Below are 12,343 nucleotides of genomic sequence, written 5' to 3' on the forward strand. Positions count from 1 at the left end.
CGTCGCGCCGTCACTCGGCCTGCCGAACCGGAGAGGCCGTGGACAGCGGGCCGGACGACAATGCAGGCATGGCTGACACAGCGGCGAAAGCGGTGCTCGAAGGCGGCCCCGAAGAGCTCCCCGAGCGGATCGTGCCGGTCGATCCCCCCGGGGCCGAGCTGAAGATCCCGTTCCGGAACGGCTATGAACACTTTCGGGCCACCAGCCGGCAGAAGCACACCGCCGAAGGAGCCCTGCCCGTCTACGAGTGGTGGGAGCGGACGGAGCTGCCCGGGTAGCCCCCACCCTGGCCCGACGCTCGTGCGCGGCGCTCAGCGGCCGGGGACGAAGCTCCGCAGGATGTTCTGCTGGGTTTCCTCCTGCTCCGGCCAGTCGGCCTCGGGGGCCAGGACGAGTACGGCGAACTGGCGGCCGTCGGCGGCGGTGAAGGCACAGTCGACGACCTTGACCCGCTCGCCCAGCCGCTCGCTGTCATAGGCGTAGACCAGTTGCGTGGCGTCGGCGCCGGGACCCGGGTAACCCAGTGGTTCGAGGCTTATTTCCTTGTAGCCGGGGTTGCCGGACAGCCCCCGCGACGCCGTCTCCAACGCCTCGTACGGGGTGGTGTCCGGCTCGCTGACCTCGAAGATCTGCAACAGTCCGCGGTCGTCCGGGGCGGTGTAGAACACCCCGGTCCGGCGTTCGCTGCGCTTCCAGGTGCGGGGTACGGCCAGGGTGAAGCCCTTCTCGTCGTGGACGAGGCGGTAGCCGTCGGGCAGCTCGGTGGAGAGGGGGGTGGGGGACCCGGTGCCGGCCGTGGCGCCGGACGAGGCACCGGTGGGCGAGCCGGTGGTGGCCGTGTGGTCCGAGGCGGATGCCTTGGTGCGGGCCGCCGGGCGGGCGACGGCCGGGTCGTCGCCCGGGTGGCCCCAGAGCAGATAGCCGCCGCCCGCGGCCGCCGCGATCACGGCCACCGCCACCCCGGCGACCAGCGCCGTGCGGTGCCGGAACCCGGCTGCGGGCTCGTCGGCCGGTAAGGGGGCGTAGAGCGGGTCGGGGGCGTAGAGCGAGTCGGGGGCAAAGAGCGGTTCAGGGACGAAGAGCGAGTCGGGGGTAGGCGGAGGGACGCTACCCGGCGACGTATCGCCCGCCGGTGTCCCGCCAACCGACGGACCGCCCACCGACGGACCGCCCGTCGTCGTCCCGCCCACCGACGGCGTGAAGGACGGCCGGGGCGGCATCGGCCCCGTATAGGGTGCGGGCGTCGGGGCGCCGTCCTCCCAGCGCTGGGTCTCGTCGTTCCAGCGGGCCTGCCCGCCACGCTTCATCGTCAGCCTCCCACCAGGGCCGCGACCGCCTGGGTCACCGCGGCGCCGGAGGCCAGCAGCCCCACCACGGCGCCGGCGTCCGCAAGCGCCGTACGCAGCCGGGCCAGCCGGCCCGGGCCCGCCGCGCCCGTATCCGCGATCTCCGTTTCGGTCTCGGCGAGTTCCCCGCTCAGGGCCGTGATCTGCGGGCTCTCCACAGCCCGGGACAGATCGTCGCGCAGCGCGCGGACGGCGCGCAGCAGCTCCTCCTGCGCCGGGTCCCCCGCGGGCACGGCCGCGCCCTCGTTGTGGGTCACCGTGTTGTGGTCGCCGATGGCGAAGGCACCCCGGACACTGCCGATGTGGATGCCGTTGCCGCGCTCGTCAGCCGTTGCCACGCTGGGCACTTCCCTTCGTCTCGGCGCCGCGCCGGGTGGTCGAGTGGTGGGTGATGGTGTTGTGGTCGCCGATGCCGACGGCGCCCTGTGCGGACTCGACGTAGACGCCGCCCTCGGCGACATGCACGATCCGCTGCTCGAACTCGTCGGTCTCATAGCCCGCCTCGCGCAGCGCCGTGGTCACCCCGGCCGCCACCCGCTGCTGAACGGTCTTCAGATAGCGGGCCACATCCATGTCCTGGAACAGCGAGGACTCCCCGAAGGAGCCCAGTTCGCGTACGGAGGCGCCGGGGCCCTCGGGCAGCGCCGCACCGTGCCCCCCGACGGCCAGCCGCCAGACCGACAGCAGTCCGCGCAGCAGCGTGGCGAGGGCGTGTCCGGCGGAGCCGGGGGTGCGGGTCAGCGCCCACACCGCCTTGCCGAAGTGGTGGTGGTGACAGTACTGGTGGGCGATCCGGTCGGCGTCCTGGAAGAGCTGCCGCAGCGGCCACAGCACATGCGGCGCGACCTCCAGCATCAGCATCCCGCCCTGGGTGTGCACCCGGACGAACAGCGTGGTGACGATGCCCTCGTTCCAGCCGCCGACCCGGATCCGCAGGAAGTGCCGGCGGGTCTCGCCGCCCTCCTCCACCGCCCGCGCGCGGTGCGCCTCGAACGCGTCGGGGGCGTACGGGGCCGCCTCGCGGGCCGGCAGCCCCTCGGCCGGCAGGAACACGCACTCGTCGATCTCCAGCGCGCGCAGCCGGTCGCGGACCGCGGCCGCCACCTGAGGCGAACCGTGCGGGGACGGCACCCGCAGCGCCGCCACCAGCGGCACGATCCGGGCCAGGATGGCGCTGTTGTCCAGCGGTTCGGCCTCCCGGTCCGCCCGGGGGTTCAGCTCCACCGACAGCGACCAGGCCTTGTACGGGTAACCGGCGCCACAGAACGGGTCGGCGGCCCGGTACATCACCAGCGGCCCGTGCTGCTCGGTCCGCACCCGGTCCCGCAGCCGCTGGAAGCGGTGGCCCTCGGCCCGTTCGGCGGGGTCGGACATCACGTCGGGGAAGCGTTCCCGGGACAGCTCGCCCGCCAGCACCCGGGCGAACTGCCCGCGCTGCAGAGCGACCAGCCCGGCCACGGCCGGCGGCAGCAGCAGCGCGACCCACACCCCCACCAGAAGGCCGGCCCCGTAGCCGATGCCGAAGGCAGTCCCGTACGAGCCGTCCCACGGCCCGGAACCGGACGAGTCCGAGGAATCGCCCGTCAGGGAGCTCAGCCCGCCCGGGAGCAGCATGGTGAACGGCCATCCCGCGCCCACGAGGGCGATCCCGCCGACGAACGCCATCACCAGCAACGCCACATACACGAAGGCCAGCGTCAGCCGGCCGTACCAGCGCAGGACGAAGGAGACGAAGCGGGCCACGCCCGGCAGGACGGGTGCCCGGCGGACGACGCGGGACAGCGCCATGATGACGACGGGGTACACATAGAGCCCCGCGAGGCCGGAGGACAGCGGCAGGGACACGATCCACAACAGCAGGATCGCCGCCGCCCAGCCCAGTTGGAGCCGCCTGGCGCGCAGCGCGTGGGCGAGGACGCGGGCGGCGTCGATGCCCAGGGAGGGCGCGGCGAACCGCTCCTCGTGGACGTACAGCTCGTCGATGACCGCGTCACGGAAGGCGTCGTCCATGTACGTGCCGGCGCACAGCAGCCGGGTGGCCTCGCTGGCGCCCGGCGGGGTCGGGGGGAGCTGCGGCGGGGGCGGCGCGCTCCCGGTCTCCTTCCGTAACCCCTGCGGGCCACCCGGATCACCGGGCTGCGCAGGCACATCTGTCCGAGTCATCGGCTTCCCCCATCACCACACCAACGAGCCGTCGCCGAGGCCCCGTTGAGCGGGCTTGCTGCCGTTGCCGGCCACGGCGGTACAGGAGCCGCAGCATAGGGGAACGGAGCGCTCCGTGTCAGCGCGATAACCGAAGGTCGCCGCGGGTCAGCCGGCCGCGGGGAACTCCCCGTCCTTGAGGGCCGCAACGAAGGACGACCAGCCGCCCGTCGGGAATACCAGCACGGGGCCGTGGGGGTCCTTGCTGTCACGGACGGGGACGACGTCGGGGATACCGGGGGCTATTTCGATGCAGTTGCCGCCGTCGTCGTGGCTGTGGCTGCTCTTCATCCAGGTGAGCGCTACCTCGATACAGTCGCCGCCGTCGTCGTGGCTGTAGCTGCTCTTCATCCATATCGCTGTGCTCAGCTGGTGCTTGTTCATGGTCCCCGTACCTTTCCATGAAGTCGCCGATCAGAGCGGCGGATTCGGGGGCTGACAGAGCATCCGCCCTGAGCACATCATAGGTCTGGCTGTGACGGGCGAAGGCGGCCGGATCGTCGTGGAAATGACCGCGTTCCAAAGACTCCGAGTAGAGCCAGCGTTCCCCTTCGGGCAGCGTGATCAGGGCCATGGATGCCTTGGGTCGCCGAACCTCGGGACGGTCGGCCGGGGCAACCTGAACGCGGATGTTGGCGTGCTGCCCGACCCTCAGCAAGTGCGCGCACTGGTCGCGCATGACTGCCGGACTCCCCACAACATTGCGTAGGCAGCTCTCATCCAGAACTGCCACGTACAACGGGCCGTTGACAGCCAGGAAGCGCCGCTGTCGGCTCAGTCGCGCCCGGACTCGCTCCTCCACCACTTCAACCCTCGTGGTGCGGCGACTGAACAGCGCGTGGGCGTACTCAGGAGTCTGCAAGAGCCCCGGAATCACTTGCTCTTGATACGCACGCAGAGCCACCGCCACCGCATCCATCTCCGCCCGCCGCTCGAACCAGTCCGGATGCTGCACCTCCGGGTACCAGTCGATCCGGCCCCATAACCGCAGCAGCACTCCGCCCGTCTGCAACAGTTCGTCGCACTGCCTGGCGAAGGATTCCTGCGGTACGCGCGTGCCCGCCTCCACGCGGGCGACCTGCGAGCGGTCGCATGGGATCTTGCGCGCCAGCCCCTGCTGCGTGTACCCCGCCGCCTCCCGGAAGTGCTTCAACACCTCCCCGAACACGGCGGCATTGGTGGCTGTCGGTCCACTCGCGGCATTGCGTCGTCGTCGGCTCACCGCATCCCCCTTGGTGCCAGATCGTGGGTGTCACGCGTCCGACGTTGCGGTCCCGCACTACGGGGCGCAACGCTGAACACACCCAACGTAACGGTCCATCCGGCCGACTGCGCCGCCTTCTCGACCAACCAACCTCTGGGAGTCATTGAGCATGAGTTACGACCGGGATGCCGCCCCTATGTGGCCGGGGCTGCGCCTGCTGCCGTGGGCGGGCGAAGGCGGGAAGCCGTGCTTCTTGTCGGCGGACGGCGCCGGGGGTGCGCTGTCGCGGCTGGCCGACGAGATCGAGGCGGAGCAGCTGTGCGACGGTGCCGACGTCCTCAAGGGCGCGGTGGCCGTACTGGACGACGGCAAGGCCGGGGAGCATGCACTGCGGCTGGCGTTGCGGGCGACCACCCAGGCGTTCGGCAATGTGCTGCGGGTCGCCGACAGCCGGGGCGCGCGCCTGCCGGTTCCGGACGGTGCTCACGAGGCGGACTGAGGCGGACTTACGCCAGGGGTGACGGGCGCCCCGGCCGGGCCCGCAACGACCGAGCCCGCACGGCCGTTGCGGGCCGTGCGGGCTCGTAGGTGCTGCGGTGCCGCCCCGCGTGGGGCGGCCGCTGCGGTGGGTCAGCCGAGGAGGCCGAGACCGCGGACGGCCTCGCGCTCCTCCGCCAGCTCCTGCACCGACGCGTCGATGCGCTCGCGGGAGAAGTCGTTGACCTCCAGGCCCTGGACGATCTCGTACTTGCCGTCCTTGGTGGTGACGGGGAAGGAGGAGATCAGGCCCTCCGGGACGCCGTAGGAGCCGTCCGAGGGGATGCCCATCGAGGTCCAGTCGCCGGCGGCGGTGCCGTTGACCCAGGTGTGGACGTGGTCGATGGCGGCGTTGGCGGCGGAGGCGGCGGAGGACGCGCCACGGGCCTCGATGATCGCCGCACCGCGCTTGGCGACGGTCGGGATGAAGTCCTCGGCCAGCCACTTCTGGTCGTTCACGACCTCGGCGGCGTTCTTGCCCGCGACCTCGGCGTGGAAGATGTCGGGGTACTGGGTGGCGGAGTGGTTGCCCCAGATCGTCAGCTTGCGGATCTCGGAGACCGGGGTGCCGGTCTTCTTCGAGAGCTGCGACAGCGCGCGGTTGTGGTCCAGGCGGGTCATGGCGGTGAAGCGCTCGCGCGGTACGTCCGGCGCGGCGGCCTGGGCGATCAGGGCGTTGGTGTTGGCGGGGTTGCCGACGACCAGGACCTTGATGTCGTCCGCGGCGTGGTCGTTGATGGCCTTGCCCTGCGGCTTGAAGATGCCGCCGTTGGCCTCCAGGAGGTCGCCGCGCTCCATGCCCTTCGTACGGGGGCGGGCGCCGACGAGCAGGGCGACGTTCGCACCGTCGAAGGCCACGTTCGGGTCGTCCGAGATGTCGATGCCCTGCAGCAGCGGGAAGGCGCAGTCGTCCAGCTCCATGGCGGTGCCCTCGGCGGCCTTCAGACCCTGGGGGATCTCCAGAAGGCGCAGCTTGACCGGCACGTCGGCGCCGAGCAGATGACCGGAAGCGATGCGGAAGAGGAGTGCGTAACCGATCTGGCCGGCGGCGCCGGTGACGGTGACATTGACGGGAGTGCGGGTCATGGCGATCTCCTGCGCGGTGTTTTCCGGGGGCAAGCCCCTGGACCACCATGGGTGGCGGTGGGTGTCCCTGCCCAGCTATCCGGGTCTCTTGGTATCGAGAGACCCGGCCGTCAGGCTATCGGACCCCCGCCCGGTCGAAGCGACGGGCCGGTGTGGAACACCTCACCGGGTGCTTCCGGGGCGCCCGTACGGGCTGCCCGTACGGGCGACTGTGGGGGGTCCGCCTACCCCGCGCGGTGTGCTCCGCGCCGGTACCGCAAGAAGGGGGCGGCGGCCGCCCGCTCAAGGAGGGGGGAGTGCGGGCGGCCGCCAGGTTGTGCCACACCCGTGGGGGGGATAACCGTCGTCTGCCCGAGATCCCTGAGGGCATGCCCCCTGAATTTCGGACAGCTTGCGGGGAGGGGGATCGGGGGCGGAGGCGGGGCCGGAAGCAGGGTGGGGGCGGGGCGGGAAGCGGGCCGGGCGGCGCGGTGGCCGGCCGGACGTCGCCCGCTTCCCAGCGGGTATGGCCGCCGATCGGCCGGCGGATCGGCCGGCCGACTGGCTGGCGGACCGGCTAGCGGACCGTCTGGGTGGCCCCGGTGGCCTGCCCGGCGGGCGTGGCCGGAACTGGACGGGCGCAGCTCTTGGCACCCGCCATGGTCGTCTGGCAGGCCGCGACCTTCGCCGGGTCGCCGGACACCGCGACCATCGGGGTGTAGGCGTCGCCACCCCGCTCGGCCTGCGCCGTGGCGCTGTGGCCGCCGGCGCTGATGGTGGCCTGGTCGCCCTGCGCCGCACGGCTGATCCGCGCCCAGGCGGTGTGGCAGACCGCGCTGTAGCGGACCTCGATCACCGAGCGCCCGGCCAGACCGCGGGACGGGGTGGTCGCGTGCGTCCCGCCGCAGCCCATTTTCTCCGGGTCCTTGCCCACGCAGCCCTCACCGGTGCAGTGCACCCCGGCCGGCAGGTCCGGCTTTGCGCTCGGCACGGCGGCGGGGGCGGCGGCCGGCTTCGTGGCCGGTCCGGCGGCCGGCTTCAGCAGGAGTACGGCGGCGCCGGCCACCAGCAGCGCGCCGACCGCACCGGCGACGAACACGACCGTCCGGCCGCGGCGAGCCCGCTGGTTCGCGGGTGCGGCGGGTGAGGCGGGTGAGACCGGTGAGGCGGCCGTCGCCGGGGAGTGGCCCGCTGCCGACTTTCCCGCTGCCATCCGCTCGGCGGGGAAGTCGGCGGTCGACGGGAGGTCCAGGCGCGGCTGTTGCGGCCACTGCACCGTCAGCGGCTCCGTCAGCGGCTCCGTCAGTGGCCCGGCGGCCTGCGGCGACTTCGCACCCTTGGCCTTCGCCGCCTTGGCTTCCTTTGCCGCTTTGGCTTCTGCCGCCTTGGCGGCCTTTGCGGACTTCGCCGTCGGCGCGGCCGCCGCCGGCGCCGTGTCGAACTCCCCCAGGGCAGCGCGCGCCTGGGCCACGCTGATCGCTTCCATGGTGACGTCCTGCCGCATCTCGGCCCGGCTCCAGGCCCGTTCGGCCAGCTCCCACAGCGTGGTGAGATGCGCGGGCTGCGCGCCGGTCACCTCGGCGAGCGCAACCACCGCGCGCAGCGGCGGCAGCAACCGCCCGCCCAGATACCGCTCCCAGGACGTCTTGCTGTAGCCCGTGCGGTCCGCGACGGCGGCCACACTCAGCCCGCTGCGGTCCACGAGCCTGCGCAGCTGACCGGTGAACTCCGCTACCTGCGGATCGAGTTCTTCCGGAAGCGCCTTCCAGCGAGGCATTGCCTCCCCCTATCCCCCCGCTTACGTGCGACAGCGGTTCCCCCGGTCCGCCCTCCTTGCTCCCGGCACGGATGCCCCCGGTCAGGACGGCAGTTCGCGTGCGCAGGCGCACGGGAGCGTCCGGGCACAGGTCATCCGCCCGCACACCCCGTGGCCCCCGCAGTGTCGCATTTCGACCGGACTCTGTACGAGTTCCGTACGTTTACTGACAAGAACAGCCCGCGCAACCCCCTCGGGGGCCTACGGTGCGAAGCACTCCCCTGCCCCGCCGCCCGCCGGGTAGAGACACAGGCGGATGCCCTCCGGCCCGCGGGCCACCGCCATCGGCGTGACGAGGTACCCCTCGGCGTCGAACCGGTCCACCACCCGTACCGACCGCGGCCGCGCCCCCGGCACCGACACCTCCAGACGGTCCCCGACCCGGCCGTTGCGGAGCCGTCCCCAGGCCGCGCCGCAGGCCTTGCCGTAACGGATCTGCACATGCTCCCCGCGGGCGGCGGTGCGCTCCACGGGCGTCACCACCAGGTCGGGGAGTTCGCAGTACATCGACTCGGGATCCTCGCCGTCGCACGCCCTCGCCCGGCAGCCGGTCACCTCGGACGGTTCGGGCGCGGCACCTTTCCCCGGGCCGGCGCCCGTGCCCCCTCCTCCCACCCCGAAGGCCAGCACCGCCACCCCGACTGCCATGAGGCCGACGCAGGCACCGGCGACAACGGATACGGCGCGCTGCGGCAGCCGGGGGGACGGCGCACCGGCCGGGGCGCTTCCCGGGCTCGGGGCCGGTTCCGGGTTCAGGTTCTGGTCCGGGTCCGGGTCCGGGTTCGGGTCCGGGTTCGGGTCCGGGTTCGGGTCCGGGTTCGGGTCCGGGTTCGGGTCCGGTTCCGGGTCCGGTGACTCGCCGCGGTCCAGCACGGCGCCCCGGCCCGGCACCGTGCCCCTCCCCCGCATCGCGCCGCCGCCCGACCGCCCGCGTCCGCTCCAGGCCGCATCCGCCAGCTCCCACAGCGCCAGAAGCCTGCCGGACGGCTCCCCCGCCAGCCGGCACAGCGCCTCGACCGCACCCCGCGGCGGCAGCTTCTTCGCGTTGAGATAGCGCTCCCACGACGACTTGCTGTAGGGCGTCCGCTCGGCGAGTCCGGCCAGGGTGAGGCCCGTACGCTCCCTCAACTCCCGCATGTGCGCTGCCAGTCGGGAGCTCTCGACGCCCTGCCCCGGTTCGCCGCCCGGCCCGCTCACCGGCGTAACGCCTTCCAGGTGTCGGGGCCCACGATCCCGTCCGTGGGCAGCCCGGCCCTGGCCTGCAGACGCTTGACGGCACGCAGGGTCTTGCCGCCGACGATGCCGTCCACCACACCGGGGTCGTAGCCCTGGCGGTGCAGCAGACACTGCGCCTCGACGACGTCCCAGCCCGTCGCGCCGCGGTCCAGGATCGCCGTGCCGGTGCGGCTGTGCCCGGCGTACAGGGCGCCTGCCCGGCGCTGTACGGAGCAGGGGAAGGTCTCCCCCGGCCGATGGGTGAAGGTCGGCGCGGCGCCGGTCCCGCTGATGACCGGCACGGCGTCCGCGCCACTACTGCCTATCCCGGAGGCGTCCTCCCAGAGACGGGCGACCAGCAGCGCCGCACCGGCAATGACCAGCACGGCCAGGGCCCCCAGCACCAGCGGCCTGAGCGGCACTTGGCGACCGGCCGGGGCGGCGGTGGGTACCTCCGGTGCGGCAGGTGCGGCGGGTACGGCCGGTACGGCGGTGACAGCGGGTCCAGCGGGTACGGCTGCCTCGTCCCGCTCAGCCCCTGCCTCGTCCCGCTCAGCCCCCGCCTCGTCCCGCTCAGCCCCCGCCTCGGTCGCAGCCTCCGCCCCCGCCCCCGCCTGCGGCCGTTCCGCGTGCCAGGCCTGGGCGGCGACCTCGTGCAGCGCCAGCAGCCGGGTCGTATCGGCCTCGCAGATGCGCGCCAGCGCCTCCACCGCATCGCGCGGCGGCAGCTTCTTGCCGTTGAGATAGCGCTCCCAGGACGACTTGCTGTACGAGGTCCTGGCGGCGAGCGCGGCCAGGCTCAGGCCGCTGTGGTCCTTCAGTCGCCGTAACCGGACGATCAGGTACCGCACCCGGTGGTCCAGCGATTCGGGCAGCCCTTTCCAACGCGACATGTTCCACCCCATACGCGTTCGTTCTCCCCCGAGGCCATGAGCCCCCTGTGCCGCCGATGATGGCGCGGACACGGCTTCCCTTCCCGCTTTTTACGCTTTCCACGCGGTACCCGAACCGCCCCGCCGCTTCCTTCGCCGTCCCACCGCAGCGTCCACCCCGACGACGTCCCCGCAGGTCACAGCCGGGACATCCCACGGCGTCCGCAGACGGCGGCCACCGTGCGCCGGACACCGGCGGATGGAAGCACGACCGGTGGCACTCCCCCGGGCCGCACGGCCCGCCCCACGACGCCTCCACCACCCTCCGCGCGCCGCCCCGCCGCACTCCGCGCGCCGCCCGTCCCTCGTCCGCCCTCGTACGACCTCACACGGCTCGTACGACCTCACACCACCGCTCGTACGCCCCCGCCCCGCCCCCGCACACCACAACGGCGGCCCGCCCTCTCCCGGAAGAGAGGACGGGCCGCCGCCGTCGCGCCGCACCGGCCGGTACGGCTACCGGCACAGCTGCCGGTACGGCCGGGGAGATCCCGCTACCACACGGTGAAGTGCACGATGTCGTCCAGGAACGGGATGTGGATCCACGGCTTGGGCTGCACCATCAGCGCCAGCATCACGATCACAAAGCCGAGCCCCCCGTAGGTGGCCATATCGGTGAAGCGGGAGCGCACGGCCAGCATCCCCACCGACGGCAGCGCCCACCGCAGCACCGCGCCGGCCAGCAGGGAGAGCCCGATCACGATCGACCCGATACGGAACGCGTCGAGCGCCACGAGCAGTAGCCCGAGCCCGACCCCGCCCATCACGCTGAGCAGCGGCCACTGCCGGGCAGGCGCGGGGAAGCCGCCCGAGGCGGCCCGCCCGCCGCCTTCCGGCCGGGCGGTGTCGCGGGTCAGCGTCGGAAAGCGGCGCGAGGAGCGCTGTGGCTCACTGGCCCCGTCCGCATGCGCTTCGGCACCCATGGCTGGCAGTCCCTTCGGTGTCCGGATCCGTCTGTCTCACCGTCTGTCTCAAGGACAGGGTCTCAGATCCCGTGTGATCAGCCCGCCGCGCGCTCGGCGGCCTCGACGACGTTGACCAGCAGCTGGGCGCGGGTCATCGGGCCGACGCCGCCGGGGTTGGGGGCGACCCAGCCGGCCACCTCGGCGACGCCCGGGTGCACATCGCCGACGATCTTGCCGGCCTCGTCGCGGCTGACGCCGACGTCCAGGACCGCCGCACCGGGCTTGACGTCCTCGGGCTTGATGATGTGCGGCACACCGGCCGCGGCGACGATGATGTCGGCCTGCTTGAGGTGCGCGGACAGATCACGGGTGCCGGTGTGGCACTGGGTGACCGTGGCGTTCTCGGACTTGCGGGTGAGGACCAGCGGCATCGGACGGCCGATGGTGATGCCGCGGCCGACGACCACCACATGCGCGCCCTTGATCTCGACCTCGTGACGGCGCAGCAGCTGGACGATGCCGTACGGGGTGCACGGCAGCGGGCCCTCGATGCCGAGCACCAGGCGTCCCAGGCTCATCGGGTGCAGTCCGTCGGCGTCCTTGGCCGGATCCATCAGTTCCAGGACACGGTTGGCGTCGATGCCCTTGGGGAGCGGGAGTTGGACGATGTAGCCGGTGCAGGACGGGTCCTCGTTCAGCTCGCGGACGACCGCCTCGATCTCCTCCTGGGTGGCGGTCTCCGGCAGCTCGCGCTGGATGGAGGCGATGCCGACCTGGGCGCAGTCGCGGTGCTTGCCGTTGACGTACCAGCGGCTGCCCGGGTCGTCGCCCACCAGGAGGGTGCCCAGACCGGGCTGCACGCCCTTGGCCTTCAGCGCTTCGACGCGGGTGGTGAGCTCGGACTTGATAGCGGCTGCGGTGGCCTTGCCATCCAGGATCTGGGCAGTCATACCCCCCATCTTCGCGGATGAGGGCGGCGGCGTTCCAATCAGGGCATGCGGGGCGCCGATGGCCGGAATTGATCATTGCACTTGGACAACAGCCGGGGGCCTTGACTGGACAGAGTGAATGCGCAACTAGAAGGATTGACACACAGTGCCGCAGGCTTTGTCGGGGGGTGG

Annotated in this window: 13 protein-coding genes; 2 read left to right on the top strand and 11 right to left on the bottom strand. The window is 72.4% G+C overall.

Going from position 1 to position 12,343, the window contains the following annotated elements; genetic code table 11:
* Positions 1–68 precede the first annotated feature (68 nt).
* A complete protein-coding gene (locus D9V36_RS17380) occupies positions 69–278 on the top strand; it encodes a DUF5988 family protein (RefSeq protein ID WP_164992965.1) in 210 nt (69 codons plus the stop codon).
* Between the two features lie 33 nt (positions 279–311).
* On the opposite strand, the gene D9V36_RS17385 is transcribed toward D9V36_RS17380, so the two are convergent.
* From D9V36_RS17385 to D9V36_RS17405, 5 genes are all read right to left on the bottom strand, one after another.
* On the bottom strand, positions 312–1,307 hold the full coding sequence (locus D9V36_RS17385) for a hypothetical protein (protein WP_129294591.1): 996 nt from the start codon (positions 1,305–1,307) through the stop codon (positions 312–314).
* 2 nt (positions 1,308–1,309) lie between these two features.
* Positions 1,310–1,684, bottom strand: coding sequence for a hypothetical protein (locus D9V36_RS17390; protein WP_129294592.1), 375 nt, complete (start codon positions 1,682–1,684; stop codon positions 1,310–1,312).
* On the bottom strand, positions 1,671–3,509 hold the full coding sequence (locus D9V36_RS17395) for a hypothetical protein (protein ID WP_164992966.1): 1,839 nt from the start codon (positions 3,507–3,509) through the stop codon (positions 1,671–1,673). The genes D9V36_RS17390 and D9V36_RS17395 overlap by 14 nt, the downstream gene beginning before the upstream one ends.
* Positions 3,510–3,656: 147 nt before the next feature.
* A complete protein-coding gene (locus D9V36_RS17400; protein ID WP_129294593.1) occupies positions 3,657–3,839 on the bottom strand; it encodes a DUF397 domain-containing protein in 183 nt (60 codons plus the stop codon).
* Positions 3,757–4,716: a helix-turn-helix domain-containing protein gene (locus D9V36_RS17405; RefSeq protein ID WP_129298484.1), complete on the bottom strand. Its 960-nt coding sequence runs from the start codon at positions 4,714–4,716 to the stop codon at positions 3,757–3,759. The genes D9V36_RS17400 and D9V36_RS17405 overlap by 83 nt, the downstream gene beginning before the upstream one ends.
* 205 nt (positions 4,717–4,921) lie before the next feature.
* Between D9V36_RS17405 and D9V36_RS17410 the strand changes: the two genes are divergently transcribed.
* Positions 4,922–5,251, top strand: a complete 330-nt coding sequence (locus D9V36_RS17410) for a hypothetical protein (protein WP_129294594.1) — start codon at positions 4,922–4,924, stop codon at positions 5,249–5,251.
* A gap of 131 nt (positions 5,252–5,382) precedes the next feature.
* Here the strand turns inward: D9V36_RS17410 and D9V36_RS17415 are convergent, their stop codons facing one another.
* The 6 genes from D9V36_RS17415 to D9V36_RS17440 all read right to left on the bottom strand — a co-directional run bounded on the left by D9V36_RS17415 (position 5,383) and on the right by D9V36_RS17440 (position 12,172).
* The gene (locus tag D9V36_RS17415) at positions 5,383–6,375 is read right to left on the bottom strand and encodes a malate dehydrogenase (RefSeq protein ID WP_129294595.1); all 993 of its coding nucleotides are present in this window, start codon (positions 6,373–6,375) and stop codon (positions 5,383–5,385) included.
* 556 nt (positions 6,376–6,931) lie between these two features.
* On the bottom strand, positions 6,932–8,131 hold the full coding sequence (locus D9V36_RS17420; RefSeq protein ID WP_129294596.1) for a helix-turn-helix domain-containing protein: 1,200 nt from the start codon (positions 8,129–8,131) through the stop codon (positions 6,932–6,934).
* 240 nt (positions 8,132–8,371) lie between these two features.
* On the bottom strand, positions 8,372–9,367 hold the full coding sequence (locus D9V36_RS17425; RefSeq protein WP_277753456.1) for a helix-turn-helix domain-containing protein: 996 nt from the start codon (positions 9,365–9,367) through the stop codon (positions 8,372–8,374).
* Entirely contained in the window at positions 9,364–10,278 is a 915-nt protein-coding gene (locus D9V36_RS17430; RefSeq protein ID WP_164992967.1) for a peptidoglycan-binding protein, read from the bottom strand. The genes D9V36_RS17425 and D9V36_RS17430 overlap by 4 nt, the downstream gene beginning before the upstream one ends.
* Before the next feature lie 533 nt (positions 10,279–10,811).
* Positions 10,812–11,240 carry a DUF3017 domain-containing protein gene (locus D9V36_RS17435; protein ID WP_129294598.1) on the bottom strand — a complete coding sequence of 143 codons (429 nt, stop codon included), beginning with the start codon at positions 11,238–11,240 and terminating at the stop codon, positions 10,812–10,814.
* Positions 11,241–11,317: 77 nt separating this feature from the next.
* Complete coding sequence (locus D9V36_RS17440; protein WP_129294599.1) at positions 11,318–12,172, bottom strand: bifunctional methylenetetrahydrofolate dehydrogenase/methenyltetrahydrofolate cyclohydrolase; 855 nt, start codon at positions 12,170–12,172, stop codon at positions 11,318–11,320.
* Positions 12,173–12,343 lie beyond the last annotated feature (171 nt).

Origin of the sequence: Streptomyces lydicus, from assembly GCF_004125265.1 — a bacterium.
In the GTDB taxonomy this organism is placed as follows: domain Bacteria; phylum Actinomycetota; class Actinomycetes; order Streptomycetales; family Streptomycetaceae; genus Streptomyces; species Streptomyces lydicus_C.